Source organism: Pseudomonas sp. YH-1, assembly GCF_051990045.1.
Taxonomy (GTDB): domain Bacteria; phylum Pseudomonadota; class Gammaproteobacteria; order Pseudomonadales; family Pseudomonadaceae; genus Pseudomonas; species Pseudomonas nicosulfuronedens.
In genome coordinates this window covers 1,883,295-1,908,468 of sequence record NZ_CP178184.1, presented here as the reverse complement: position 1 = coordinate 1,908,468, position 25,174 = coordinate 1,883,295, and the positions used below count along the sequence as shown (strand labels likewise).

The following is a 25,174-nucleotide window of genomic DNA, read 5'->3' as shown; positions in this document are numbered from 1 at the left end:
GGCGGCGCCGCTCCTGAAGGCGCCGCGCTTGGGATCAATCGGAGAGCAGGCCCTCCAGTCGTTTGCGGATCAGGCCCTGCGCCTGCTCGACGATGCCGCGTAGCAGTTCCTCGCAGGTCGGTTCGTCATCGATCAGGCCCTGGACCATGCCTGCCGACCAAATCCCCAGGTCGGTGTCGCCCTGCTCGTAGACCGTGCGCCCGCGCAGCCCGCTGACCAGCGTGGCGACGTCGGCGTAGGTGGCGTTGCCGCGTGCCTCGATGGCCAGAACTTCCTGGCTGATGGCGTTGCGCGCGACCCGTGCGCTGTTGCGCAGCGAACGCATGATCACGTCGGTGGAGCGCTCGTCGGCGGCACGGATCGCCGCCTTGACCTGCGGGTGGATCGGGCATTCGCGGGTGCTGAGGAAGCGCGTGCCCATGTTGATCGCGTCGGCCCCCAGCGCCAGCGCCGCCACCAGTCCCCGGCCGTCGGCGAAACCGCCGGAGGCGATGATCGGCACGCTCAGCCGGTTGGCCGCCGCCGGCAGCAGGACCAGGCCAGGAATGTCGTCCTCCCCCGGATGGCCAGCGCACTCGAAGCCGTCGATGGATACCGCATCCACCCCCAGTTGCTCGGCCTTGAGCGCATGGCGCACGGCGGTGCATTTGTGGATCACCTTGATCCCGTGCTGGCGGAACTCGGCGATGTGTTCACCGGGGTTGTTGCCGGCGGTCTCGACCACGCGGATGCCGCCCTCGATGATCGCCGCGCGGTACTCGGCGTAGGGGATCGGCTTCTGCGTCGGCAACAGCGTGAGGTTGACGCCGAAAGGCTGGTCGGTGAGTTCACGGCAGCGCGCAATCTCGTCGGCCAGCGCCTGCGGGGTCGGCTGGGTCAGCGCCGACAGCGTCGCCAGCCCACCGGCGTTGGCCACCGCCGCCGCCATCTCGGCGCGCCCCACCCACTGCATGCCGCCCTGCATGATCGGGTGCCGCACGCCGAAGGTTTCGGTGAATCGGGTCTTGAACATGCGCCTGCCTCCGAAAGGTCAGATCGGGTCCCAGGAGAACACGTCCGGGCTGCGCGCCAGGTCCATGAAGCTGCCGCGCAATGCCGGCATGCCGTGCTCGGCGATGCTCTGCGGGGTCCAGCCGTTGTCGCTGTGCACGCTGCGCAGCGGGCGGCTCTGGCTCATCAGGAAGATCTCGTGGTTGCGCGCGGCGAACACCTGGCCGTTGACCGCGCTGGCAGCATCCGAGGCAAGGTAGACGGCCAGCGGCGCGTTCTTGTCCGGGGTCATGCGCTGGAGGTTTTCCACCCGCGCCTTCTGCTCCGGCGTCTCGGCCGGGATGGAGTCGGTCATGCGGCTCCAGGCGAAGGGTGCGATACAGTTGGAACGCACGTTGTAGCGCTGCATGTCGAGGGCGATGGACTTGCTCAGGGCGACGATGCCGAGCTTGGCTGCCGAGTAGTTGGCCTGGCCGAAGTTGCCGATCAGCCCCGAGGTGCTGGTCATGTGCACAAAGGCACCGCTGTTCTGCGCGCGGAAGTGCTCGGCGGCAGCGCGGCTGACGAAGAAGCTGCCGTTGAGGTGCACGTTGATCACCGACAACCAGTCCTCGGCGCTCATCTTGTGGAAGATGGTGTCGCGCAGGATGCCGGCGTTGTTCACCACGATGTCCACGCGGCCGAAGGCATCGATGGCACTGGAGACGATGCGCCGAGCGCTGTCCCAGTCCGACACGCTGTCGGTATTGATGGCGCCGTCGCCGCCGCGCTGGCGGATCAGCCCGAGGGTTTCCTCGGCCGGGGACGCCGAGCCGCCCTCGCCCTGCAGGGACACGCCGATATCGTTGATCAGTACCCGCGCGCCACTGTCGGCCAGGGCCAGGGCAATCTCGCGGCCGATGCCGCCACCGGCGCCGGTGACGATCGCTACCTTGCCTTCGTTGAGTCGTTGGGTCATCGCTAATTCCTTACTGTTCGGTTCGTTCAATCGGAGAATTCGTTGCGCGCAGATCAGCTCGGCAGGCCGAGCACGGCCTTGGCCAGGATGTTGCGCTGGATCTCGTTGGTGCCGCCGTAGATGGTGGTCGGCCGTGACTGGATGAAGATGCCCGCCGGGTGCAGCTCGGGATCGTCGGCGAAGGGGTTGAGCAGGGCGGAGTCCACGCCGGCGATCTCCAGTCCGAGCTCGCTGATGCGCTGGTACAGCTCGGACTGGTGGATCTTCAGCAGGGAAACGTCCGGGCCCAGCTCCTCGCCACGCCGCAGGCGTTCGGCGAAGCGTTCGTAGAGCGCTTTGTGGCAGTCCAGGTCCATGCTCAGTGCGGCAAAGCGCTGGGAGAACACCGGGTCGTCCCACAGACCCTGGTGACGCGCCAGGCGCACCAGGCGTTCGAGGGCGAAGGTGGCCTGCTTCGGCGAGCCGAGGAAGATGCGCTCGAAGCCCAGCAGCGCCTTGGCCATGCCCCAGCCGTGGTTGACCGCGCCGACGAGGTTCTCCTCCGGCACGCGCACGTCGTTGAAGAACACCTCGCAGAATTCGCCCTGCAGTTCGAGGTTGAGGATCGGCCGAACCTCGACGCCGGGGCTGTCCATCGGCACCAGCAGGAAGCTGATGCCCTGCTGCGCCTTGGCGCTACGCTCGGTGCGCGCCAGCACGAAGATCCAGTTGGCCTCGGTGCCCATGGTGGTCCAGGTCTTCTGGCCGTTGATCACCCATTCGCCGTCACGCAGCACAGCCTCGGTGCGCAGGCTGGCCAGGTCGGAGCCAGCGTTGGGTTCGCTGTAACCCTGGCACCAGATGTCTTCGCCACTGAGGATGCGCGGCAGGAAGCGCTCGCGCTGGGCGTCGGTGCCATAGCGGATCAGTAGCGGACCGAGCATGGTGATGCCGCTGTCGGGCAGGCGCGCGCAGCCGTAGTTTTCCATCTCCTCGATCATGATCAGCTGCTTGCCGGCGGACAGCCCCATGCCGCCGTGCTGCACGGGCCAGCCGGGGCACAGCCAGCCCTGCTGCGACAGCGCCTGGTACCACTCCCAGGTGTCGTCGCGGCCCAGGCGGTGGGCCGGGTTGCGGATGCGTTGCGGGTAGTTGGCGGCGACCCAGTCGCGCACCAGCCGGCGGAATTCGTCATCGCCCAGGGCGTTGTAATCGGTCATGTCACTGCTCTCTTGATTACTGGCCCCGGAAGTTCGGGGAACGTTTTTCGAGGAAAGCCGCCTTGCCTTCGGCATGGTCGGCGCTGAGGAACAGCTGGCTCTGGAAGTCGCCCTCGCGTTCGAGCAGCAGTTCCAGGCCGTCGGCCAGCAAGGCCTTGGTCAGCGTCAGCGGCAGCGGTGCCTGCTGCTCGACCTTCGCGGCCAGCGCGAGCGCGGCATCCAGCGCGGCACCGGGTGCACAGAGCTGATCCACCAGGCCAATGCGCAGCGCTTCCTCGGCTTCGATCACCTGACCGAACATCAGCACCTGCCGGGCGCGGCCGATGCCGATACGGGCCGGCAGGGTGTGCAGTTGGCCAAGATCGGCGATCAGCCCGACCTTGCCGAAGCCGGCGGCAAAGCGTGCCGTGCCGCCACATACCAGGCTGTCGCAGGCCAGCGCCACGGACAGCCCGGCACCCACCGCCCAACCTTCGATGGCGGCGATGACCGGCTTACCCATGCGCAGCATCTGGCGGATCAGGTCGGCGTTCTTCTGCATGCGCACGCGGCCGGCGTTGAGGTCGGTGACGTGCATGTCGCTGAGGTCACCGCCGGCGCTGAAGACTTCCGCCGAGCCAGTGAGCACCACGCTGCGCACGGCGGGATCGGCATCCGCCTCACGCAGTGCTTCGAGCAACTCGGCACGCAGCGCGGGGGACAACGCATTGCGCCGCACCGGATTGTTGAAGCGCAGCAGACGCACCGAGCCATGGCTTTCCTGCAGCAGCATCTCGCTCATCACGCCACCTCCGCATGCAGCAGGGCGATGTAGCGCGCTCGGTGGAAGGCCAGCGAGCCCTGGCAGTTGAGCAGCACCATGGCGCGGCGCAGGAACAGGCCGATGTCGGCCTCGTCGGTGTAGCCGATGCCGCCATGCAGCTGGATCGCCTGGCGAGTGACCAGCATGGCGGTCTCGGCCGCACGCACCTTGGCGGTGGACACCAGGCGCTGTACCCGCGCAGTCGGCGCGCCTTCGTCCAGCGCGGTGGCCGCTTCGCCGACGATGGCGCGGGCCAGTTCGATCTGCAGCTTAAGGTCAACCATGCGGTGCTGCAGCGACTGGAAGCTGCCGATCTCGCGGCCGAACTGGCGGCGTACACCGAGGTAGTCGCGGGTCTGTTCGAAGGTCGCATCCATCAGGCCCACCAGGTAGGCGGCGCAGGCCAGTGCCGACTCATCGAGCGCCGCGGGCGTGGCTTCGACAAGCTTCGCCGGCGTGCCGTCGAAGCGCAGACGCGCGAGGTGGCCGCCGTCCTGGGTCGGTTCCTGGTGAACACTCAATCCCTCGGCATTGCGCTGCACCAACGCGAGACCGGTGTTGCAGGCGACCAGCCACGCGTCGGCGGCAGCCCCCAGCGCCACATGGGCGATCTCGCCGCGCAACTGGCCGTCGCGCAGTACCGGTAACGCAGCGCCCGCTTCGTAGCCGATACCGGCGGGCAGGATCAACCGCTCGCCAGCCAGCAGCGCGTCGCGCTCGTCAGCCGGCAGTAATGGCGCCACCAGGCTCGCCTCGATCAGCGGCTCGGGCAGCAGGCCGCGCCCGAGCTCTTCCAGCAGCGCGGTGTACTCGGCCATGCCCAGGCCGCTGCCGCCCAGCTCTTCGGCGAGGCGCAGGCCCGGCCAGCCCATGGCGCAGACTTCACCCCAGGCGTCGCGGTCCACGCCCGCCGACTGGAAGCGCAGGCGGCGCACCCGCCCCAGGTCGCCGCCGCGCGGGACCAGGGAGGCGGCGCTGTCACGGATCAGCCGCAGGCGCTCTTCGCGTTCCTCGGCCATCGCGGTGTGGTCGGTCATTTCATCATTCCCGTGTCGGTTGAACAGCTCCGGCCGCTGCGGGCCGGTACTTGAAACTGCCGGTGGCGCTGGCGATCAGCTCGCCGGCCTCGTCGTAGATATCCGCCGCGCAGAAGCACAGCGTGCGGGTGCGCTTGAGCAACCGGCCGACGGCGTTGATCTCGCCGCGGGTGCTGCCCATGAAGTGGGTGGCCATGTCGATGGTGACCATCGAGCAACCCGGCATCTGCGCGCGGATGGCCCCGGCCATGGCGGCGTCGAGCACGCTCATCAGCACGCCGCCGTGGAAGCTGTCGATGTAGTTCATCAGCTCCGGTCGATGGCGCAGGCGCACCCGCACGACATCGCCGTCGATCCAGCGCTCCAGGCCGAGGAACTCCTGGAAGGTGTATCGATCGCGGGGGAACATGTCCGGCCCGGGCGCATTGGCAGCGCAGGTGAGATCGGTCATCGCAGGCTTTCCTCCGTGACGGGTTGGCCCAGCGGGCGGGCAGTGCTGTGCGTCGACGCAGGCGCAGGCGCGCTGGGCTGCGCCGTGCGCGCTTCGCGGTTCGGGTCATACAGCCGGTTGGGGATCAGCAGCGCGGGGATCAGGCCGGTGATGACGTAGGTGATACCCATCACCAGGAAGCCCGCGCCGATGGACACGTGGGAGGCCAGCAGGCCGATGGCCGCCGGGGCCACCGCCGCGCCGATGCGGCCGAGGTTGTAGGAAGTGCCCACGGCGGCGCCGCGTACCTGGGTGGAGAAGCTCTCGGTCATGTAGGTGGCCAGCACGCCCACCGGCACGCCGTAGATGAAGCCGAACAGCGCGAGGATCCAGACGATGTTGTCCGGCGTGTGCCAGAACACGATCACCGGCATGAAGATGGCGGTGCCGATGGCGCCGGCGGCGAAGGTGGCGCGGCGGCCGAAGCGGTCCGAGGCGATGCCGGCGAGCACCTTGCCGAGGATCATCGCGGTGTAGGTGCCGACCATGTAGCCGGTCATGGACTTGAAGTTCATGCCCAGCTCGCTCTCCAGGTACGAGGGCATCCAGTTGTTGGTGCCGTAGTAGCCGAACAGCAGGAAGCACGAGGTGAGGCTCCAGAGCACGAACATCCGTCGGGTGGACGGGTCGACCAGCAACTGGCGCATGCCGCCGCTGCTGGCCGCCTGGCGGGCGGCGCCGGCAGCACGCTGTTGCACCCGTTGCGCACGAGCGGCCAGCCACGACGGCGACTCCGGCACCCAGGGCCGCAGCGCCAGGCAGATCAGCGCCGCGCCGATGGCGGTGAAGAACAGCGCACGCCAGCCGTAATCCGGGATGATCTGTCCGGCGAGGACGGTCGCCACCAGGTAGCCCACGGTCCAGCCGGCCTGCATGGTCGCCAGGATGGTGGTGCGGTACTTGGCGGTGACGAACTCGGACATCAGGATGTTGCAGGCCACGAACAGCGAGCCCAGGCCCAGCGAGGAGACGAAGCGGATCAGCGCGAAGGCCCAGTAGTTGTGCGCCAGGCCCAGCAACGCGGTGCCGACGGAGAACACCAGGATGGTCCAGGTCACCACGCGCACCCGACCGAAGCGGTCGCACGCCCAGCCACCGTAGATGCCGCCGATGGCCATGCCGGCCAGGGTGATGCTGCCCAGCGACCCGGCCTCGAAGTTGGACAGGCCGAACTCAGCCTTGAGGCTGTTCAGGCTGTAGGCGAGGAACATCAGGTCCGCGCCGTCGGCGAGCAGACCCAGGAAGCAGAAGAAGAAGGCGATCACCAGGGTCCGCCGCGGTATCGCGGAGCCCTGGGCCAAGCTGTCGGATGCGTTCATTGTTGTTGTTCTCGCAGGTGAGTTGAGGTCGTCTTCGCGCTAGGCCATCCCGGCTGTTTCTCCGCTGTCCGGGGTTAGGCGTACGCGGCCGTTGTCGAGCACCACCACGTCGCGTTCGACGACGCGGGTGCGGAAGGAGCCGTCGTTCCAGATTTCGGTACGCAGGGTTTCGCCGGGGAACACCGGTGCGGAGAAGCGCACCTGCAGGTGGGCGAAGCGCTCCGCGCGGTAGTCGGCGTAACCGCGCAGCAGCGCGTGGAAGGCCACGCCGAGGGTGCACAGGCCATGCAGGATCGGCCGCGGAAAACCACCGCGGGCGGCCGCTGCAGGGCTGGCGTGGATCGGGTTGTCGTCGCCGTTGAGGCGGTAATGCAGCGCCTGTTCGGGGCGTGTCGGCAGGTCGATGACCAGGTCCGGCGCCTGTTCGGGCAAACGGTGCGGCTGGCTCAGCGACTGGCTGTCGCCACCGAAGCCGCCGTCCCCGCGCAGGAAGGTGGTGCCACGGGCGATCGCCAGCACCTCGCCGCTCTGCGCATCGCTGACGACCTTCTCGCTGTAGAGCAGCGCGCCCTTGCCGGCGCCCTTGTCCACCAGCCCCGTGACACGGGTGCGGCCAATCACTTCACCTTCCACCGGCAGCGGCTTGCGCCATTCGATGCTCTGCTCGCCGTGGACCAGGCGCAGGGCGTCGACGCCGGTGTCCGGGTTGCCCAGCCAGAAGCCGGGATGACCGAGCACCACGGCCATGCAGGGCAGCGCCTGGAGGTCGCGGTTGGCGTCGACGAAGGTCAGCTGGTGTTCGTCCATCGGGTCCGCACCCAGGCCCACCGACAGTGCATAGAAAGCACTGTCGTGGCGGCTGAAGCGCTGCCGTACTTCGGGAATCGGGTAGTTCAGCAAGTGCTCAGGATTCAGCGCCATGGGCCACCTCCTCCACTTCCAGCACCGCGTCGGCGGCCCAGGCGCCCTGCCCCTCGGGCATGGCGAAGACCGGGTTGAGGTCCACCGAGCGCAGGCGCGGGCCGGCTTCGGCGGCGAACTGAGAGAGCTGCGCGAGCACCCGCGACAGCGCCTTGATATCTGTCACCGGACGGCCACGGGCGCCCAGCAGCAGCGGTGCCCCCTTGATACTGCGGATCATCTGCTCGGCCTCGTCGACGCCGAACGGGCAGCGGCGGAACACCACGTCCTTGAGGACTTCGACGAAGATGCCGCCGAGGCCGAACACCGCCACCGGCCCGAACTGCGGGTCGCGCTGGATGCCCATGAAACACTCCACGCCGCCCTGCAGCTGACGGGCCACCAGCACGCCGTCGAGGCGAGCGTTCGGCGCGTGCTCGGCAGCGCGTTGCAGCAACAGGTCATAGCCCTCGCGCACGGCCTGGGCGCTGTTCACATTGAGCAGCACGCCGCCGATTTCCGATTTGTGCAGGATGTCCGCCGAGGCGATTTTCAGCACCACCGGGAAACCGATCTGCTCGGCGAAAGCAGCAGCTTCCACAGCACTCTTCAGAACCCGCTCGGGCGCCGATTCGATGCCGGCGCGGGCCAGCAGTTGCTTGGCTTCGGCCTCACCGGGCGTGCTGGCCGGCAGCTCCACGCCGCCGGAAACGGGAATCCTGCGCAGCGGTCGGGCGAAGGCCTCGCCCAGCTGGCCCATGGCCTGGATGGCGCGCACGGCGCGGGTCGGGTCTTCGAACAGGGCGAAGCCGGCTTTCTGGTAGGGCGCCAATTCCTCGCCCTCGCCCATCACCGAGACCACGAACAGGCGGTCCGGATGGTCGACCTTGATCCGCGCGAACTGCTCGGCCAGGCGCGGGCCGATGGAGGCGGCGGTTCCGGCCTGGGTGAAGAAGGCGATCAGCGAACGGTAGCCGCCGTCCACCACCATGGACTCGGTGAAGTCGTGGACCAGGCTCAGGTCGTTGAGCGCCTGGGCGGTACAGTCCACCGGGTTGAGCGGCGAGGCATAGTGCAGGCGCTGTTTCAGGCGCGCCTGGGCCGCTTCCGGCATCGGCGGCATGGGCAGGCCGACGTCCTCGGCGGCGTCGCTGACGATGATGCCGGCGCCGCCGCTGACGGTGATCATCCCCAGGCTGTTGTTCACCGGGTAGATGCGCTGGGTGGCGAGGTAGGCGATGTCCACCAGCTCCTCGGTGGTGCGCGCGCGGACCACCGCGTAGTCGGCTAGCACCGCGTCAAGCACCTTGTCGTCACCGGCCAGGGAGGCGGTGTGGGACATCGCCGCGCGGCCGCCCAGCTCGCTGCGCCCGACCTTGTGCAGGATCACCGGCTTGCCGGCGCGATGGGCCGCTTCCAGGGCGGCCAGGAAGCTGTCGACGTTGCGGATGGATTCGGCATAGGCCATCACCACGTCGATCTCCGGCGATTCCACCAACCAGCCAATGGCATCGCCCAGGGTGACGTCGGCCTCGTTGCCAGTGGCGACGCAGATCGGCGTGCCCAGCCCGCGCTGCCGCGACAGGCCGAGCAGGTGCGCGCCGTAGGCGCCGGACTGGGTTGCGATGCCGACCCGCCCGGCCAACGGAATTCCGCGTTCCAGGCTGGTGGAGAAGAAGGCGTAGTAGCCCAGGTTGGCGTTGAACACGCCCAGCGCGTTCGGCCCCAGCAGGCGCATGTTGGCCGCGCGTGCAGCCTCGACGATGGCGTCCTGCATGGCCACGCCTTCCTCGCCGACTTCGCTGAAGCCAGAGGAAAATACGATGGCGCTGCGCGCGCCCTTGCGCCCCAGTGCCTGGACGGTCTCCAGCACCTGCGGCGCGGGCACCGCGATGATCGCCACGTCTGGCGCCTCGGGCAGCGCGTCGACGCTGGCATAGGCAGGCAGGCCCTGGATCTCGGTACGGTTGGGGTTCACCGGCAGGATGCGACCGCTGAAGCCGTTGCGCAGCATGTAGGCGATGGGGCGACCGCCGATGCGGTGCGGGTCGCTGGAGGCGCCGACCACCGCGACCGAGCGCGGCTGCACCAGAGGGGTGAGACTGGAGAAACCGGAGTGTTGCAAGTGACTCACTGACATGACGTTCCACCTGAACAAGTAGCGGGTGCCGGCCGTTTGTGGGCCGGCGCGAAGGCGAGCGCGTCCACGGTGGGCCGTCTGTTACGGCCACCGGGAGCGTCGAACCCGAATCTCAGAGCACGTTCTGGGTGCCGAGCAGCGCGGTGACCTGGCTGGACAGCGTGCCGCCGTTGCCGTGCAGCAGCGCCACGTCGGCTTTCTTCAGCTGGCGTTCACCGGCCTGACGGCGCAGCTGGGTGACTGCCTCGATGATCAGGAACATGCCGTACATGCCCGGATGCACACAGGACAGCCCGCCACCGTTGGTGTTCACCGCCAGCTCGCCGCCGGGGGCAATGCGCCCACCCTGGACGAAGCGGCCGCCCTCGCCCTTCGGGCAGAAGCCGAGGTCTTCTAGGAACAGAATCGTGTTGATGGTGAAGGCGTCGTAAACCATCACCAGATCGATGTCCGAGTGCTTCACCCCGGCCATCTGCATTGCGCGCGGCCCACTCTCGGATGCGGCGGTGACAGTGAGGTCGGGCATGGCAACGATGGAGCGGTGCCATTGCGCACCGGCCGCGCCGAGGAAGTAGATCGGCGCCTTGGGCAGGTCCCGCGCGCGGTCAGTACGCACCATCACGCAGGCGCCGCCGCCATCGGTGACCAGGCAGCAGTCGGCCTTGCTCAGCGGGTCGCTGACCATCCGCGCGGCGAGCACGTCATCGATGCTCAGCGGGCCACGGGCGAAGGCTTCGGGGTTGAGGTTGGCCCAGCCCCGCGCGGCCACGGCCACTTCGGCCAGGTGCTCGCGGGTAGTGCCGTACTGATGCATGTGCCGGCTCGCGGCCAGTGCATAGGCGGTGATCGGGTGGCGCGGCTGGTAGGGCGTCTCATGCCACTGCGGCTCGCTCATCGACACCAGCTTGCCGCCAGCCGTGCGCTGGTTGGAGCCGTAGCAGATCAGCGCCGCGTCACACAGGCCGGCCTCCAGGGCCAGTGTCGCCTGCAGCAGGTGCAACTCGAAGCTGGAGCCGCCGACGTTGGTGCCGTCGACGAATTTCGGCTTGATACCCAGGTATTCGCAGACCGAGAGGGTCGGGAAGGCGTGGGAGCTGGTGGCCGAGAATACGGCGTCGATGTCCGAGAGCTTCAGTCCGGCATCGGCGATGGCCTTCATCGAGGCCTGGCCGAGCAGTTCCATGGCGCTGTAGCCGTGGGCTTCGCCGATACCGGCGCTGCCGATGCCGACGATGGCGGTCTTGCCGCGCAGGACCTGGCTCATGGCTGCACCTCCGCCAGGGGCTCGAAGACAACGACGGCACCACTCTCCTGCTGGGCGATACGCGCCTTGACGCGGGTGCCGATGGGCAGGCTGAGGTGTCCTTCGATGCGCGACATCATGCGCACGCCTTCGTCGAGGTCGACCAGGGCGACGTTGTAGTCACCGCTGCGGGCGCGGTTGACGGTCAGGGCATAAAGAGTGCCCAGGCCACTGGCGGGGACCCATTCAAGGTCCGTTTCGCCGCTGCCGGGCACCTGGGTGCGCGGGTAGAACACGTGCCGGCCGGTGGAGGCGCTGCGCTGCAACATGAAGCGACCCTGGGCAAGGAAGGCGAGGTACTGCGCCTCGGGCCCTGGCATGTTGCGGTCGGGGAAATCCACCATTGAGGTTTCTCCTTTGTTCTTGTTCTGCCTTTGTTGCAAAGTGCGTTACCGCCCATGCCAAGCCAGCTTCACGGAAGCCGTTGCAGGCGTCGCAGGGTCAGAATACATTCACAATACTGAATGTCAATCAGAATACAGAATATGACCACTGAAAAAACCGTCGAAGAAGCCAGCAACAAACGCACCGGCAACGCCAAGGATGTCGGCGCCGTGGTGAATGCCATCCAGATCCTGCGCCACCTGGCCAATGCCGAAGGCCCCGAAGGCGCGACCGCCATTGCTCGCGCCACCGGCATCAGCCCGAGCACCACCTTCAATATCCTGCGCACGCTGAGCAACGAGGCACTGACTTCGTTCGACAACGAAACCAAGACCTATCGCCTGGGTCTGGGCCTGTCGGAGCTGGCGGTGAGCTTCATCGGCCGCAGCTACGCCGACCTGATCCAGCCGGAGCTGGAGCGCCTGAGCACCAGCCACAGCATCCTGATCACCCTGTGGCAGGTCACCGACGATGCGCACATCCGCGTGATCGCCGTGTCCGCCCCAGCCGTAGCGCACGTCAACGTTGCCGTCGGCTCGCGCCTGCCGGAACTGGTGGGCGCCGCCGGACGCTGCATCGCCAGCCTGCGCAATCTTCCCGAGGATGAACTGCGCCGCCGCCTGACTCGCGTGCGCTGGGAGACTCCGCCCAGCTTCGAGGAGTACCAGCGCGACGCCCGCGACGCCCTGGAGCAGGGCTGGGCCATCGACCAGGACCACCTGTACCGCGGCGTCAGCATGGTCGCCAGCGCGATCACCGATCACGACCGGCAGCCACGCTTCGTGATCTCCGGCATCGGCATCAGCGCCCAGCACGACCGCGAGAAGCTGGAGCAGATCGGCGCCAGCCTGCACGAGACGGCTCGCTTCATCAGCCGCTCGCTGTTCCCGCAGACCGGCCCCACGGAATAAGCCAACAACCATTCATCATATGAAATGACATTCATGTGAATGGATGACTTCAACGAAACCAGCGGAGCTGACGCAAAACTGCACAACGAAACCTCGCGCGCCAGCTCCCGCGTCGCGACATTCCCGATGCGACTGATGGCAGCGATATTCGCCGCCAGAGGCCCACAGCCGCGACTATCGCCGGTATCATGGCAAGTCTTGATGGAGTCCTGGCGGTGACCATCCCGCGGAGAACACCGTTCCCGCCGCAAGCCCGAATCCCTGTGCGATCCGGGCAGCCCGCCGCCAGAGCCCGCCAAACCCTCTGCCCGGATGCTCGCCGGCCTTGCATGGCTCGCGGCAGCCGCAGGTAATCCCATTGAATGAGGCAACCATGGAACAGAAAGACATCGATTGGGGCACGCTCGGATTCGATTACATCAAGACCGACTTCCGCTACATCTCCCACTGGCGCGATGGTCTGTGGGACGACGGCAAGCTGACCGAAGACAACACCCTGCACATCAGCGAGGGCTCCTCCGCCCTGCACTACGGCCAGCAGTGCTTCGAAGGCCTGAAGGCCTACCGCTGCAAGGACGGCTCGATCAACCTGTTCCGCCCGGACCAGAACGCCGCGCGCATGGCTCGCAGCTGCGCCCGCGTACTGATGCCGCAAGTGTCCGAAGCGCAGTTCATCGAAGCCTGCAAGCAGGTCGTGCGCGCGAACGAGCGCTTCATTCCCCCCTACGGTTCCGGCGGCGCGCTGTACCTGCGCCCGTTCGTGATCGGCGTTGGCGACAACATCGGCGTGCGCCCGGCTCCGGAATTCATCTTCTCGGTGTTCTGCATCCCGGTCGGCGCCTACTTCAAAGGCGGCATGAAGCCCCATGACTTCGTGATCTCCACCTACGACCGCGCCGCGCCCAACGGCACCGGCGCCGCCAAGGTCGGCGGCAACTACGCCGCCAGCCTGATGCCAGGCGCCCAGGCCAAGAAAGACGGCTTCGCCGACTGCATCTACCTCGACCCGGCCACCCATAGCCGCATCGAGGAAGTGGGCTCGGCCAACTTCTTCGCCATTACCCACGACAACGAGTTCGTCACCCCGCGCTCCAGCTCGGTACTGCCGGGCATTACCCGCCTGTCGCTGATGCAACTGGCCGAACAGCGCCTGGGCCTGAAAGTGGTCGAAGGCGACGTGCAGATCGACGACCTGGCCCGCTTCAAGGAAGCCGGCGCCTGCGGTACCGCGGCCGTGATCACCCCGATCGGCGGCATCCAGTACAAGGACAACCTGCACGTATTCTTCAGCCGCGAAGACGTCGGCCCGGTGACCCGCCGCCTCTACGAAGAGCTGACCGGCATCCAGAAGGGTGACGTGGAAGGCCCGGAAGGCTGGGTCGTCAAGGTCTGAACCTGACCGCTCGCCGAAACAGAAACGCCGCGATGCCGAAAGGGATCGCGGCGTTTTTCATCAGGGAGCGCACGAACACCATGGCTCGGCGCCACAGAGACAGTTCGCGAGCAAGCTCGCTCCTACAGGGCCTGCTCCGGTGCACTCTTCGTAGGAGCGAGCTTGCTCGCGAACAGATACCGCGCGAAAGACAGTTGCTCCCGCGCAGCCCCCGGCATCAGACAGGATTCGACAGCGCCGGCTGGCACAGCAGCCAGTCGTGCAGTAGCGCCTGCAGCTCCTCGAACTTCACCGGTTTGGCCATGTAGTCGCTCATCCCAGCAGCCAGGCAGCGCTCGCGGTCGCCGCTATGGCTGTGGGCGGTGATCGCCAGCACCGGCAGGTCGGCGCAGCGCGGCAGTGTACGGATCGCCCGGCAGGTAGCGAAGCCATCCATCACCGGCATCTGGCAATCCAGCAGCACGGTGTCGACGGCCTCTCGCCGCAGCAGCTCGATGGCTTCGGCACCGTTGTCGGCCGTACGGACTCGATAACCGAGCTTGAGCAACATGCCGCGGATCACCAGTTGGTTGATGGCGTTGTCTTCCACCACCAGCACGGTGCACTGGTCCGGGCTGCGCAGCACCTGGCCGCCCGCGCGACGCGGCGGCGGGGCAATGCTCTGCACCGGCTGACCGACCTGCAGCTCCAGGGCAAAGCGACTGCCCTGCCCCGGCACGGATTCGTGGGTCAGCGTGCCGCCCAGCAGCGCGACCAGCTTGCGGGTCAGCGCCAGGCCAATACCGAGGCCGCCGTATTCGCGAGTCAGCGATCCGTCGAGTTGGAAGAAGCGCTGGTAGAGCGCGCCATCCGGCGGAGTGGAGAAGCCGATACCGCTGTCCTGCACTTCAACGCGCAGCACCAGCCCTTCATTGTTCGGGACACCGCCAACCCGCAGGTGCACGCCACCCTGATGGGTGAACTTGATGGCATTGTCGATCAGGTAACCCAGCGCCTGGGTCAGCTTGCCGGCATCGCCTTCGAGGGTGTCGGGCAGACTCTCGTCCAGCTGCAGGACGAAGCGCAGCCCGCGCTCTTCGGCACGCGGCGCGTACTGAGCACGCAATCCGTCGCACAAGCCGCGCAGACTGAACGGCTCGCGACGCGGGTAAAGCTTGCCGGCCTGCAGTTCGATCAGCGCGAGGATGTCGTTGACCATGCGCATCATGTCGCGCGCCGATCCGGTGGCGGTCTTGTGGTACTGGGCAAGCTCGATGTCCATGGGCACCGTCTGCATCAGCTCCAGCGAACCGATCACCCCGCTCATGGGCGTACGCAGCTCGTGGGTGACGGTCGCGAGGAATTCGTCCTTCAGGCGGTTGCTGCTGGCCAGTTCCAGGTTCAGCTGCTCCAGCTTGCGGCTGGTTTCCTGGAGGATACGCGTGCGCTCTTCCTTCATGGCGTTGATGCGATCCGCCAGCGCCAGGGACAACAGGCCAACCTCCAGCGCCGAACCGATCTGGCTGGCGTACATGGTGAGGAAGATGTTCGGCAGGAACCCCAGCACCATCAGTGTGTTGATGACCCCGCCGAGCAGGAAGGCGCTCCAGGCGAAGATGAAGTAGCGCGCCACGCGCATGCCACGCAGCCAGGCGACGATGCCGGCGGTGAAGATGACCACGGTGAACGCCAGCGCCAGGTAGGTAGCCAGCCGCAGGGCGATGGCGTAGCTGACGGTCAGCGCCAGCACCATTACCAGCGCGCCGATGCCCATCAGCACGCGCAGGATGCGGTCGATCCACAGGCTGTGCTCACGGGTATGCAGGAAGCTGCGGGCGAACTGGCAGCCGAACAGACCGGCCGAGCCGATCAGGAACGGCGTGGCAGCGTTGGCCCACCAGGGATTGCTGGGCCAGAAATACTCGATGCCCGCGCCATTGACCGAGATCTGGTAGAAGCCGAACGAGGCTATATAAAGGATGTAATAGAGGTAGCTGGTGTCGCGGACGCTGAGGAAGATGAACAGGTTGTAGATCAGCATCACCAGCAGCACGCCATAGATGATGCCCAGCACATAGATGCGCTGCGGCTGCTCCTCCAGGTAGGCCTTGGACGACCAGAGCGTCAGCGGCGCCTGGATCGAGCCCTGGCTTTCCAGGCGCAGGTAGACGCGCAGCGGCTTGCCCGGCTCCAGCTTGAGGTCGAACAGGTAGTTGTTCTGGCGGATCGGCCGGCTGTCGAACGGCAGGGTATCGCCGGTGCGCTGGGCCAGCTTGAAGCCGCCCTGGCCGTCGGGCAGGTACAGATCGAGCTTGTCCAGTGGCGGGTAGGCAAGCTCCAGCAACCAGTTGGCCGGATCGCTCGAGGCCTTGGGCTGGTAGTCCAGGTCCAGGCGCAGCCAGAACACCGAGCGCGAATAGCCGGCATTGAGCACGTCACGTTCATGGTGGCGGAAGCTGGCGGCCAGCGCCGGCGAGCTGATCTCGGCGATATCGGCCGTGCCGCGCACGTCCTCGAAGACATCCATCGCCCGCCCCAGGGGCAATTGCCCGACGTGCTCGTCGAAGCTGATGGCGCTCGCCACTGGCGAGAGGATGAGAAGGATCAGGAAGATCAGCCAGTGCCGCATGGTGCCCCGCAGTGCCACCGACAGCTGCGCCGGAGATCCCCATCCCCTGCTTTGGCGCGCCGTGGAGGCGTTGTGTTGGAATCGGCGAACTCTAGCACAGGCCTTGTGCCACGTGGCATTCGACCATCCGGGCAGGACTCGGCCGGGCGATGCGCATCGGACCGCTCGGTCAGCTCAGCGCCGCGATTTGGTGATAAGCTCCCGCGCCATGAAAACACCTGCCTCCCGTCCCGTAGTGCTCTGCCTGTCCGGCCACGACCCCAGTGGCGGTGCCGGCCTGCAGGCCGATATCGAAGCCCTGATCGCCCAAGGCTGCCACGCGGCGCCGACCGTCACCGCGCTGACCGTTCAGGATACCGTCAACGTTTCCGACTTCCGCGTGCTCGACCGCGAGTGGGTGCTGGCCCAGGCCAACGCCGTGATCGCCGACCTGCCGGTGGCTGCGGTCAAGCTGGGCATGCTTGGCTCGGTGCAGATGGTCGACACAGTCGTCGAGATCATGCAGTCCCTGCCGGGCATCCCGCTGGTCTGCGACCCGGTGCTGCGCGCCGGCGGCGGGGGCTCGCTGGGCAAGGACGACGTCGGCTACGCCATGCGCGAACGCCTGCTGCCGATTGCCGCAGTGGCGACACCGAACCTGCCTGAAGCGCGCATCCTCGCCGAACTGCCCGAGGGCACGGCGGACGAGTGCGCCGACAAGCTGCTGCCTTATATCCAGACCCTGCTGATCACCGGCGGCCATGGCGACGAGTCCGAGGTGCACAATCGCCTGTACACCCGCGACGGCCAGCGCCACACCTTCACCTGCCAGCGCCTGCCCGGGAGCTACCACGGCTCGGGCTGCACCCTGGCGAGCACCCTCGCCGGCCGCCTGGCCCTGGGCGAGGAACTGGTGAGCGCAGTGCGCAGCGCCCTGGACTACACCTGGCGCACCCTGCGCGATGCGGAAGCGCCCGGCCACGGCCAGTACGTGCCACGCCGCCTGCCGCTGGACTATTGCAACTGATTCACTGATCAATCGCACGAAGATCGAGGCACTGATGAAACTGCGCGGACTCTACGCCATCACCGACAGCCAGCTGCTCGACGGCGGCCGCCTGCTACCCTACGTCGAAGCCGCCCTGAAGGGCGGCGCCAAACTGCTGCAGTACCGCGACAAGTCCGACGACGCCTCGCGCCGCCTGCGCGAGGCCGAGGCCCTGCGCGACCTCTGCGCGCGCTACGGCGCCACACTGCTGATCAACGATGACGCCGAACTGGCGGCGCGCCTGGGCGTCAGCGTACATCTGGGGCAGACCGACGGCTCGCTGGCCGCCGCCCGCGCCCTGCTCGGCCGCGATGCCGTCATCGGCGGCACCTGCCACGCCAGCCTCGACCTGGCCGAGAAGGCCATCGCCGAAGGCGCCAGCTACGTCGCCTTCGGCCGCTTCTTCGCCTCCCAGACCAAACCCGGCGCCTCCGCCGCCAGCCTCGAACTGCTGGAGCAGGCCAGGGCGCGCTTCAACGTGCCGCTGGTGGCCATCGGCGGTGTGACCCTGGATAACGCACCCGAGCTGATTGCCCGTGGCGCCGACATGATTGCCGTGATCCACGCCCTGTTCGCCGCCGACACCCCGGCCGAAGTCGAACAGCGCGCCCGCGCCTTCAGCCAACTCTTCGAAACCCGCTGAGCGCCAAGCGCCCAGCCCTTCACAGCTTCGCGAGGTACACCATGTCCCGTTCCGAAACGCTTTTCGCCAATGCCCAGAAACACATCCCCGGTGGCGTGAACTCGCCGGTACGCGCGTTCAAGAGCGTTGGCGGCACTCCGCTGTTCTTCAAGCACGCGGAAGGCGCCTACGTGGTGGACGAGGATGACAAGCGCTACGTCGACTACGTCGGCTCCTGGGGCCCGATGATCCTCGGCCACAGCCACCCGGAAGTCCTCGACGCCGTGCGCAAGCAGCTCGACCACGGCCTGTCCTACGGCGCGCCGACCGCGCTGGAAGTGGAAATGGCCGACCTGGTCTGCTCCCTGGTGCCGTCCATGGACATGGTTCGCATGGTCAGCTCCGGTACCGAAGCCACCATGAGCGCCATCCGCCTGGCCCGTGGCTACACCGGCCGCGATAGCATCATCAAGTTCGAGGGCTGCTACCACGGTCACTCCGACAGCCTGCTGGTGAAAGCCGGCTCCGGCGCCCTGACCTTCGGCGTACCGAACTCCCCCGGCGTGCCGGCAGCCTTCGCCAAGCACACCCTGACCCTGCCCTACAACGACATCGCCGCCGTCGAGAAGACCCTGGCTGAAGTCGGCAAGGACGTGGCCTGCATCATCGTCGAGCCGGTCGCCGGCAACATGAACTGCGTCCCGCCGGCTCCAGGCTTCCTGGAAGGCCTGCGCAGCCTGTGCGACCAACACGGTGTAGTGCTGATCTTCGACGAAGTGATGACCGGCTTCCGCGTCGCCCTGGGCGGCGCTCAGGCGCACTACGGCATCACCCCGGACCTGTCGACCTTCGGCAAGATCATCGGCGGTGGCATGCCGGTGGGCGCCTTCGGCGGCAAGCGCCAGATCATGGAGCAGATTTCCCCGCTCGGCCCGGTCTACCAGGCCGGCACCCTGTCGGGCAACCCGCTGGCCATGGCCGCTGGCCTGACCACCCTGCGCCTGATCAGCCGCCCCGGCTTCCACGACGAGCTGACCACCTACACCACCCGCATGCTGCAGGGCCTGCAGGAGCGCGCCGACGCCGCCGGCATCCCCTTCGTGACCACCCAGGCGGGTGCCGCGATGTTCGGCCTGTACTTCACCGGCGCCGATGACATCGTGACCTTCGACGACGTGATGACCAGTGATGCAGAACGCTTCAAGCGCTTCTTCCACTTGATGCTGGACGCCGGCATCTACCTGGCCCCTAGCGCCTTCGAGGCCGGCTTCACCTCCATCGCCCACGGCGAAACCGAGCTGAAACTGACCCTGGACGCCGCCGAGCGCGCTTTCGCCGCCCTCAAGTAAGCCGCCCCTCGCGAAGGCGCCCGTCCGGGCGCCTTCCGCTCTGCCCCGACGCTTTCGGGGCTTTATACCCGCGTTATACCCACCCCGCCGCCGCAGCCGTTTCCAGCAAAAAAACAGAAAAGAAGGTAAAGACTTTGTAAGGAAGCGCCCGCTTATTTCATAATGTGAAGGCTGGCGCATTTCGCTGGCCGGGTTTTACCCGCCCCGATCCTGGAGGCCGCTTCTCCCCATGTACCGTTCCGGTCGCACCCTGCTGGGCTGCCTGTTGCTCGCACTGCCCCTGTTCACTCAGGCGGGCGGCAACTCGCTGCTGATTCCAGCCACCGGACGCTGCACCTTGAACACCGTGCCCGAACAGCTGCAACAGGCCCTGGCCAGCTGCCAGCAGGCCGCCAATGCCGGCGACGCCCAGGCGCAGTTCGAACTGGGGGAATTCTTCTACACCGGCGAGCGCGCCCCACGCGACTTCCAGGCCGCCCTGCACTGGTACGAGAAGGCTTCGCTGCAAGGCCACGCCGACGCGCAGCTGCGCCTGGGCACCATGTTCTTCCGTGGCGAAGGCGTGAAGGCCAACAATGTGCAGGCCTACATCGTGCTGAAGATGGCCGCGGTCAACGGCGCCGAAGACGCCATGGACAGCGCCGACCTGGTCGCCGAGCAGATGAACAAGGACGAGCTGGACATCGCCACCAAGGTCCTCGGACAGATTTTCCGCAACTACCTGATCGAACTGCAGACCGCCGGCAACTCACCGTTCTCGCCGCTGCCTTAAGACGGCGTCGAACCCTCGTACTGGCGCCACGCACGGTCCAGCAAATACAACCCCGCCACCAGACAGATCAGCCCCAGCGGCATCGCAAGGTAATTGTCCCGCTGGCGTTGCTGCGCAATCTCATCGTACGAGCGAATGCTGACGTTGCTCGCGAGCAGCCCCCAGACGGCAGCCCTGTCACCGCCTGACGCGGGCCTCGCATAGCGCACAGTGATCGGCAGTGCCGAGCGTAGATGGCTCAGCACGCGGGTTACGTCACCCGCACTCTTGGGATAGAAGAATCGAAGATCGTGTCCTTCGAGGCCGAAAGACAGAGAGTTTCGCGAGGACTCAACCCAGGAGACGGTACCCGTCAGCGACTCCAGGGACGCCCGATCGGGAAATCCTCGTTGCGGGGAGAAGCCAAAGACCAGCCAGCAACTGAGCGCCAGCAGGAGAGCGGCCGACGCAGCAGATGGAAGCCAGACTCGAACCCGGGCCAACCCGAAGAGCGTCAGTTGTCCTTGCTCGGCATCGGCATGGGGAACGGCATCACATTGCCGCTGGGCTTAGCCTCGCTGATCTTCGCGGTGCCCAGACGCTCCACTTCGTCGATGCGGATGATCGAGTGCAGCGGCACGAAGCTGCGGATGACGCCGTCGAACTGCGCCTTGAGCTTCTCCTCGCTGGGGTCCACCACTACCTGGGTGCGCTCGCCAAAGACGAACTCCTCGATCTCCAGGAAGCCCCACAGATCGCTCTGATAGATCTGCTTGGCGTACATCTCGTACACCTGGCCCTGGTTGAGGAAGACCACCTTGTAGATCGGGTTCTCGCGCTTGCTCATGAACGAAGGATGACAGCTTTGCAAAAAGGGGACGCAGCATAGCACAGACAGCCGCCCCTCAAGCCCGCCGCTGGTAGATGCCCGCCCCGGGGCTTATAATGCGCGGTCGTTTTTTAACCAACCCAAGACAGGTTCCATGGCCAAGAAGCTTTTCATCCAGACCCACGGTTGCCAGATGAACGAGTACGACAGCTCGCGCATGGCCGACCTGCTGGGTGAGCACCAGGCCCTGGAGATCACCGAAAAGGCCGAAGAAGCCGACGTCATCCTGCTCAATACCTGCTCGATCCGCGAGAAGGCCCAGGAGAAGGTGTTCTCCGAGCTGGGCGCCTGGCGCACGCTGAAGCAGCAGAACCCCAACCTGGTGATCGGCGTCGGCGGCTGCGTGGCCAGCCAGGAAGGCGCCGCGATCCGCGAGCGCGCGCCCTACGTTGACGTAGTGTTTGGCCCGCAGACGCTGCACCGCCTGCCGGAAATGATCGACGCCGCCCGCACCACCCGCAAACCGCAGGTGGATGTGTCCTTCCCGGAAATCGAGAAGTTCGATCGCCTGCCCGAGCCCCGTGTCGACGGCCCCACCGCCTTCGTCTCGGTGATGGAAGGCTGCAGCAAGTACTGCACCTTCTGCGTGGTGCCCTATACCCGTGGCGAGGAAGTCAGCCGCCCGTTCGACGACGTGCTGGCCGAGGTGATCCACCTGGCCGAGAACGGCGTGAAGGAGGTCACCCTGCTCGGCCAGAACGTCAACGGCTACCGCGGCCCTACCCATGACGGCCGCATCGCCGACTTCGCCGAGCTGATCCGCGTGATCGCCGAGGTCGATGGCATCGAGCGCATCCGCTACACCACCTCGCACCCACTGGAGTTCTCCGACTCGCTGATTGCCGCCCACGCCGAAGTGCCGCAACTGGTGAAGTTCGTCCACCTGCCGGTGCAGGCCGGTTCCGACCGCATCCTCGCAGCGATGAAGCGCAACCACACCGCGCTGGAGTTCAAGTCGCGCATCCGCAAGCTTAAGGCCGCGGTGCCGGACATCTGCATCAGCTCGGACTTCATCATCGGCTTCCCCGGAGAAACCGAGAAAGATTTCGAACAGACCCTGAAGCTGGTGGAAGACGTCGGCTTCGACTACTCGTTCTCCTTCATCTACAGCTCACGCCCGGGTACCCCGGCCGCCGACCTGGCTGACGACACCCCGGACGATGTAAAGAAGCAGCGCCTGCTGATCCTCAACAGCCGCCTCAACCAGCAGGGCTTCGAGATCAGCCGACGGATGGTCGGCACTATCCAGCGCATCCTCGTCACCGACTACGCCAAGCGCGACCCCGGCCAGTTGCAGGGGCGCACCGAGAACAACCGCGTGGTCAACTTCCGCTGCGACAATCCACGCCTGATCGGCCAGTTCGTCGACGTGGAAATCTACGAGGCGCTGCCCAACTCCCTGCGCGCGACGCTTGTGGAAGCAAGTCACTGACAACCGACCGTTGATTGACCTGTTGGCGACTGAACTTTCGTACTCGGTCGCGTGGGGTTATTCTTCGACCATCTCCCTTTGAAGCACGGCGACTTAGACAACACCTTGAACGCCCCCCTGGATATTCATCGTTTCATGCTCGAGCCCTTCGAGGCCCGCAGCTTCGCCAACCTGTGCGGCCAGTTCGACGAACACCTGCACCAGATCGAGAAGCGCCTCGGCATCGAGATCCGCAACCGCGGCAACCAGTTCGAACTGGTCGGTGACCCCGAGCGCACCCAAGCGGCCGAAAACCTCCTGCAGCGCCTCTACCGCGAAGTGCAGAACGGCACCGAGATGACGCCCGACCTGGTTCACCTGTTCCTGCAGGAGTCAGGACTGGAAGAACTCGCCGTGGAGCCCGTCGCCCCGCTGGTCACGCTCAAGACTCGCCAGGCGCACATCCGCCCGCGCGGTGCCAACCAGCAGCGCTACGTGAAGGCCATCCTCGACCACGACATCAACTTCGGCATCGGCCCGGCCGGCACCGGCAAGACCTATCTCGCCGTGGCCTGCGCCGTAGACGCCCTGGAGCGCGAGCAGATCCGCCGCATCCTGCTGGTACGCCCAGCGGTCGAGGCCGGCGAGAAGCTCGGTTTCCTGCCTGGCGACCTGTCTCAGAAGATCGACCCCTACCTGCGCCCGCTGTACGACGCGCTGTACGAAATGCTCGGCTTCGAGACCGTGGCCAAGCTGATCGAACGCCAGGTGATCGAAGTCGCGCCGCTGGCCTACATGCGCGGCCGCACGCTGAGCAACAGCTTCATCATCCTCGACGAAAGCCAGAACACCACGATGGAACAGATGAAGATGTTCCTCACCCGGATCGGCTTCGGCTCCACCGCGGTGATCACCGGCGACGTCACCCAGGTCGACCTGCCGAAAGGCACGCGCTCTGGCCTGAAGCACGTGATGGAAGTGCTGCGCGACGTTCCCGGCATCAGCTTCACCCACTTCAAGTCCAAGGACGTGGTGCGCCATCCGCTGGTGCAGCGCATCGTCGACGCCTACGACGCTTACGAGAATCGCCTGACCGGCGTAGAAGGCCAGGGCAACAAGCATGCTTGAACTGGACCTGCAGGTCGCTTCCGAAGCGACCGACCTGCCGAGCGAAGCTGACTTCAGAAAATGGTGCGAGCTGGCCTTGCGCCAGCGCTCGAATGATTCTGAACTCACCATCCGCGTGGTGGACGAAGCCGAAGGGCGCGAACTGAACAAGACCTGGCGACACAAGGACTACGCCACCAACGTATTGTCCTTCCCCGCCGATGTTCCCGATGAGTTGCTGGACATCCCGCTGCTCGGCGACCTGGTGATCTGCGCCCCCGTAGTCACCCGCGAGGCCGCCGAACAGGACAAGTCCGCCGAGGCCCACTGGGCCCACCTCGTCATCCATGGTTGCCTCCACCTGCTCGGCTACGATCACATCGATGATGCCGAAGCCGAGGAAATGGAAGGCCTGGAACGGGAATTGCTGGCCGAACTGGGTCACCCGGACCCGTACGCGGCCGATGAAGAATAAAAGCCACCGAGCAAGGAAAAGATGAGCGAAGATCGATCGAGCAATGGGCACAAGTCGTGGTTGGACAAGATCACCCAGGCTTTTGCCCATGAGCCGAGAAACCGCCAGGAGCTGCTGGAGCTGCTGCGCGAAGCCCACGTCAACAAGCTGCTCGACAGCGAAGCGCTGTCCATCGTCGAGGGGGCGATCCAGGTCGCCGACCTGCAGGTGCGCGACATCATGGTGCCGCGCTCGCAGATGATCAGCATCAAGGCCACCCAGACGCCGCGTGAGTTCCTGCCGGCGATCATCGAGGCGGCGCACTCGCGCTACCCGGTCGTGGGTGAGAGCCTCGACGACGTCATGGGCGTCCTGCTGGCCAAGGACCTGCTGCCGCTGATCCTTCACGACGACACGCATGCGTTCAATATCAAGGACCTGCTGCGGCCGGCCACCTTCGTGCCGGAATCCAAGCGTCTGAACGTGCTGCTGCGCGAGTTCCGCGCCAACCACAACCACATGGCCATCGTCATTGACGAGTACGGCGGCGTGGCGGGGCTGGTGACCATCGAGGACGTGCTGGAGCAGATCGTCGGCGACATCGAGGACGAGCACGACGTCGAGGAAGACAGCTACATCAAGCCGCTGCCCAGCGGTGACTTCATCGTCAAGGCGCTGACCCCGGTGGAAGCCTTCAACGATTTCTTCGGCGCGGAATTCTCCGACGAGGAATTCGACACCGTCGGCGGCGTGGTGATGAGCGCCTTTGGCCACCTGCCCAAGCGCAATGAGACCACCGAACTGGGTGGCTTCCGCTTCCGCGTGCTCAACGCGGACAGCCGCCGGCTGCATCTGCTGCGCCTCACTCCGCTGCAGGATTGAAGGTAAACCCCTGCAGGAGCGAGCTTGTGACCCACAGGGATGTGGGGAGCGCCGTTATCCGTAGGGAACGGATTCGGCCTCGCGAACCCACTCCGCTGCGAGGGCCGTTCGCGAGCATGCTCGCTCCTACAATCAGCTCCGAACGCTCCTGCAACACCCTGCCGCAGTCAGCTCATGGCTTTTGGCTTTCATCCCCATAGCCTACCGTTCGTCTCTCCATTACTCTTGCGCATCGCTTAACCGCTACA

At 66.2% G+C, this 25,174-nt stretch carries 23 protein-coding genes; 10 read left to right on the top strand and 13 right to left on the bottom strand.

Translation table 11 applies throughout. The annotated features are described in order from the left end of the window. Nucleotides 1–34: 34 nt before the first annotated feature. The 11 genes from ACKI1H_RS09035 to ACKI1H_RS08985 form a co-directional block, all read right to left on the bottom strand. On the bottom strand, nt 35–1,012 hold the full coding sequence (locus ACKI1H_RS09035; RefSeq protein ID WP_440468192.1) for an NADH:ubiquinone reductase: 978 nt from the start codon (nt 1,010–1,012) through the stop codon (nt 35–37). An 18-nt stretch (nt 1,013–1,030) separates the two neighbouring features. Continuing rightward, entirely contained in the window at nt 1,031–1,948 is a 918-nt protein-coding gene (locus ACKI1H_RS09030; RefSeq protein ID WP_015475457.1) for an SDR family NAD(P)-dependent oxidoreductase, read from the bottom strand. 53 nt (nt 1,949–2,001) lie between these two features. After that, nucleotides 2,002–3,147, bottom strand: a complete 1,146-nt coding sequence (locus ACKI1H_RS09025) for an acyl-CoA dehydrogenase family protein (RefSeq protein ID WP_138520133.1) — start codon at nt 3,145–3,147, stop codon at nt 2,002–2,004. Between the two features lie 16 nt (nt 3,148–3,163). Continuing rightward, nucleotides 3,164–3,919, bottom strand: a complete 756-nt coding sequence (locus tag ACKI1H_RS09020; RefSeq protein ID WP_440468840.1) for an enoyl-CoA hydratase/isomerase family protein — start codon at nt 3,917–3,919, stop codon at nt 3,164–3,166. Nucleotides 3,920–3,927: 8 nt separating this feature from the next. Continuing rightward, a complete protein-coding gene (locus ACKI1H_RS09015) occupies nt 3,928–4,986 on the bottom strand; it encodes an acyl-CoA dehydrogenase family protein (RefSeq protein ID WP_440468191.1) in 1,059 nt (352 codons plus the stop codon). 4 nt (nt 4,987–4,990) lie between these two features. Then, complete coding sequence (locus tag ACKI1H_RS09010; protein ID WP_192435079.1) at nt 4,991–5,395, bottom strand: PaaI family thioesterase; 405 nt, start codon at nt 5,393–5,395, stop codon at nt 4,991–4,993. 38 nt (nt 5,396–5,433) lie between these two features. Further along, nucleotides 5,434–6,795 carry an MFS transporter gene (locus ACKI1H_RS09005; RefSeq protein ID WP_138520129.1) on the bottom strand — a complete coding sequence of 454 codons (1,362 nt, stop codon included), beginning with the start codon at nt 6,793–6,795 and terminating at the stop codon, nt 5,434–5,436. 39 nt (nt 6,796–6,834) lie between these two features. Next, the gene (locus ACKI1H_RS09000) at nt 6,835–7,716 is read right to left on the bottom strand and encodes a MaoC/PaaZ C-terminal domain-containing protein (protein ID WP_440468190.1); all 882 of its coding nucleotides are present in this window, start codon (nt 7,714–7,716) and stop codon (nt 6,835–6,837) included. Beyond that, nucleotides 7,700–9,835 (bottom strand): acetate--CoA ligase family protein, encoded by a 2,136-nt coding sequence (locus ACKI1H_RS08995; protein ID WP_440468189.1) that lies wholly within the window; start codon nt 9,833–9,835, stop codon nt 7,700–7,702. Before ACKI1H_RS08995 ends, ACKI1H_RS09000 begins: the two co-directional genes overlap by 17 nt. Before the next feature lie 112 nt (nt 9,836–9,947). Continuing rightward, nucleotides 9,948–11,099: a thiolase gene (locus ACKI1H_RS08990; RefSeq protein WP_440468188.1), complete on the bottom strand. Its 1,152-nt coding sequence runs from the start codon at nt 11,097–11,099 to the stop codon at nt 9,948–9,950. Continuing rightward, a complete protein-coding gene (locus ACKI1H_RS08985) occupies nt 11,096–11,482 on the bottom strand; it encodes a Zn-ribbon domain-containing OB-fold protein (protein WP_138520125.1) in 387 nt (128 codons plus the stop codon). Before ACKI1H_RS08985 ends, ACKI1H_RS08990 begins: the two co-directional genes overlap by 4 nt. Before the next feature lie 141 nt (nt 11,483–11,623). Here ACKI1H_RS08985 and ACKI1H_RS08980 point away from each other — a divergent pair, with 141 nt between their 5' ends. Together ACKI1H_RS08980 and ACKI1H_RS08975 are read left to right on the top strand one after the other, a co-directional pair. Beyond that, nucleotides 11,624–12,433, top strand: a complete 810-nt coding sequence (locus tag ACKI1H_RS08980; protein ID WP_138520124.1) for an IclR family transcriptional regulator — start codon at nt 11,624–11,626, stop codon at nt 12,431–12,433. A gap of 373 nt (nt 12,434–12,806) precedes the next feature. Then, nucleotides 12,807–13,826 carry a branched-chain amino acid aminotransferase gene (locus tag ACKI1H_RS08975; protein WP_138520123.1) on the top strand — a complete coding sequence of 340 codons (1,020 nt, stop codon included), beginning with the start codon at nt 12,807–12,809 and terminating at the stop codon, nt 13,824–13,826. A 217-nt stretch (nt 13,827–14,043) separates the two neighbouring features. Here ACKI1H_RS08975 and ACKI1H_RS08970 read toward each other — a convergent pair whose 3' ends face one another. Then, nucleotides 14,044–16,434: a 7TM diverse intracellular signaling domain-containing protein gene (locus ACKI1H_RS08970; protein WP_440468187.1), complete on the bottom strand. Its 2,391-nt coding sequence runs from the start codon at nt 16,432–16,434 to the stop codon at nt 14,044–14,046. Nucleotides 16,435–16,642: 208 nt separating this feature from the next. Between ACKI1H_RS08970 and ACKI1H_RS08965 the strand changes: the two genes are divergently transcribed. From ACKI1H_RS08965 to ACKI1H_RS08950, 4 genes are all read left to right on the top strand, one after another. After that, on the top strand, nt 16,643–17,440 hold the full coding sequence (locus ACKI1H_RS08965; protein ID WP_045215075.1) for a hydroxymethylpyrimidine/phosphomethylpyrimidine kinase: 798 nt from the start codon (nt 16,643–16,645) through the stop codon (nt 17,438–17,440). 34 nt (nt 17,441–17,474) lie between these two features. After that, nucleotides 17,475–18,104 (top strand): thiamine phosphate synthase, encoded by a 630-nt coding sequence (gene thiE / locus ACKI1H_RS08960; RefSeq protein ID WP_138520121.1) that lies wholly within the window; start codon nt 17,475–17,477, stop codon nt 18,102–18,104. A 41-nt stretch (nt 18,105–18,145) separates the two neighbouring features. Then, on the top strand, nt 18,146–19,432 hold the full coding sequence (hemL, locus tag ACKI1H_RS08955) for a glutamate-1-semialdehyde 2,1-aminomutase (protein WP_138520120.1): 1,287 nt from the start codon (nt 18,146–18,148) through the stop codon (nt 19,430–19,432). A gap of 229 nt (nt 19,433–19,661) precedes the next feature. Further along, nucleotides 19,662–20,204 (top strand): tetratricopeptide repeat protein, encoded by a 543-nt coding sequence (locus ACKI1H_RS08950; protein WP_017521798.1) that lies wholly within the window; start codon nt 19,662–19,664, stop codon nt 20,202–20,204. A gap of 493 nt (nt 20,205–20,697) precedes the next feature. Here ACKI1H_RS08950 and ACKI1H_RS08945 read toward each other — a convergent pair whose 3' ends face one another. Then, a complete protein-coding gene (locus tag ACKI1H_RS08945) occupies nt 20,698–21,030 on the bottom strand; it encodes a DUF1820 family protein (RefSeq protein WP_138520119.1) in 333 nt (110 codons plus the stop codon). A 136-nt stretch (nt 21,031–21,166) separates the two neighbouring features. Here ACKI1H_RS08945 and miaB point away from each other — a divergent pair, with 136 nt between their 5' ends. The 4 genes from miaB (at nt 21,167) to ACKI1H_RS08925 (ending at nt 24,926) form a co-directional block, all read left to right on the top strand. After that, complete coding sequence (gene miaB / locus ACKI1H_RS08940; RefSeq protein ID WP_440468186.1) at nt 21,167–22,504, top strand: tRNA (N6-isopentenyl adenosine(37)-C2)-methylthiotransferase MiaB; 1,338 nt, start codon at nt 21,167–21,169, stop codon at nt 22,502–22,504. Between the two features lie 105 nt (nt 22,505–22,609). Beyond that, nucleotides 22,610–23,611 carry a PhoH family protein gene (locus ACKI1H_RS08935; protein ID WP_138520117.1) on the top strand — a complete coding sequence of 334 codons (1,002 nt, stop codon included), beginning with the start codon at nt 22,610–22,612 and terminating at the stop codon, nt 23,609–23,611. Continuing rightward, nucleotides 23,604–24,065 carry an rRNA maturation RNase YbeY gene (ybeY, locus tag ACKI1H_RS08930; protein WP_440468185.1) on the top strand — a complete coding sequence of 154 codons (462 nt, stop codon included), beginning with the start codon at nt 23,604–23,606 and terminating at the stop codon, nt 24,063–24,065. Before ACKI1H_RS08935 ends, ybeY begins: the two co-directional genes overlap by 8 nt. Before the next feature lie 21 nt (nt 24,066–24,086). Continuing rightward, entirely contained in the window at nt 24,087–24,926 is an 840-nt protein-coding gene (locus ACKI1H_RS08925; RefSeq protein WP_138520115.1) for an HlyC/CorC family transporter, read from the top strand. Nucleotides 24,927–25,174: the final 248 nt, after the last annotated feature.

What these genes read in the sequence shown, in the direction of transcription:
- ACKI1H_RS08975 (WP_138520123.1), top strand. Translation starts at nt 12,807, where the DNA reads ATGGAACAGAAAGACATCGATTGGGGCACGCTCGGATTCGATTACATC.
- ACKI1H_RS09025 (WP_138520133.1), bottom strand. Translation starts at nt 3,147, where the DNA reads ATGACCGATTACAACGCCCTGGGCGATGACGAATTCCGCCGGCTGGTG.
- ACKI1H_RS09035 (WP_440468192.1), bottom strand. Translation starts at nt 1,012, where the DNA reads ATGTTCAAGACCCGATTCACCGAAACCTTCGGCGTGCGGCACCCGATC.
- ACKI1H_RS08980 (WP_138520124.1), top strand. Translation starts at nt 11,624, where the DNA reads ATGACCACTGAAAAAACCGTCGAAGAAGCCAGCAACAAACGCACCGGC.
- ACKI1H_RS08990 (WP_440468188.1), bottom strand. Translation starts at nt 11,099, where the DNA reads ATGAGCCAGGTCCTGCGCGGCAAGACCGCCATCGTCGGCATCGGCAGC.
- ACKI1H_RS08970 (WP_440468187.1), bottom strand. Translation starts at nt 16,434, where the DNA reads ATGCGGCACTGGCTGATCTTCCTGATCCTTCTCATCCTCTCGCCAGTG.
- ACKI1H_RS09000 (WP_440468190.1), bottom strand. Translation starts at nt 7,716, where the DNA reads ATGGCGCTGAATCCTGAGCACTTGCTGAACTACCCGATTCCCGAAGTA.
- thiE (WP_138520121.1), top strand. Translation starts at nt 17,475, where the DNA reads ATGAAACTGCGCGGACTCTACGCCATCACCGACAGCCAGCTGCTCGAC.
- hemL (WP_138520120.1), top strand. Translation starts at nt 18,146, where the DNA reads ATGTCCCGTTCCGAAACGCTTTTCGCCAATGCCCAGAAACACATCCCC.
- ACKI1H_RS09020 (WP_440468840.1), bottom strand. Translation starts at nt 3,919, where the DNA reads ATGCTGCTGCAGGAAAGCCATGGCTCGGTGCGTCTGCTGCGCTTCAAC.
- ACKI1H_RS08925 (WP_138520115.1), top strand. Translation starts at nt 24,087, where the DNA reads ATGAGCGAAGATCGATCGAGCAATGGGCACAAGTCGTGGTTGGACAAG.
- ACKI1H_RS09005 (WP_138520129.1), bottom strand. Translation starts at nt 6,795, where the DNA reads ATGAACGCATCCGACAGCTTGGCCCAGGGCTCCGCGATACCGCGGCGG.
- ACKI1H_RS09010 (WP_192435079.1), bottom strand. Translation starts at nt 5,395, where the DNA reads ATGTTCCCCCGCGATCGATACACCTTCCAGGAGTTCCTCGGCCTGGAG.
- ACKI1H_RS09030 (WP_015475457.1), bottom strand. Translation starts at nt 1,948, where the DNA reads ATGACCCAACGACTCAACGAAGGCAAGGTAGCGATCGTCACCGGCGCC.
- miaB (WP_440468186.1), top strand. Translation starts at nt 21,167, where the DNA reads ATGGCCAAGAAGCTTTTCATCCAGACCCACGGTTGCCAGATGAACGAG.
- ACKI1H_RS08985 (WP_138520125.1), bottom strand. Translation starts at nt 11,482, where the DNA reads ATGGTGGATTTCCCCGACCGCAACATGCCAGGGCCCGAGGCGCAGTAC.
- ybeY (WP_440468185.1), top strand. Translation starts at nt 23,604, where the DNA reads ATGCTTGAACTGGACCTGCAGGTCGCTTCCGAAGCGACCGACCTGCCG.
- ACKI1H_RS09015 (WP_440468191.1), bottom strand. Translation starts at nt 4,986, where the DNA reads ATGACCGACCACACCGCGATGGCCGAGGAACGCGAAGAGCGCCTGCGG.
- ACKI1H_RS08950 (WP_017521798.1), top strand. Translation starts at nt 19,662, where the DNA reads ATGTACCGTTCCGGTCGCACCCTGCTGGGCTGCCTGTTGCTCGCACTG.
- ACKI1H_RS08945 (WP_138520119.1), bottom strand. Translation starts at nt 21,030, where the DNA reads ATGAGCAAGCGCGAGAACCCGATCTACAAGGTGGTCTTCCTCAACCAG.
- ACKI1H_RS08995 (WP_440468189.1), bottom strand. Translation starts at nt 9,835, where the DNA reads ATGTCAGTGAGTCACTTGCAACACTCCGGTTTCTCCAGTCTCACCCCT.
- ACKI1H_RS08965 (WP_045215075.1), top strand. Translation starts at nt 16,643, where the DNA reads ATGAAAACACCTGCCTCCCGTCCCGTAGTGCTCTGCCTGTCCGGCCAC.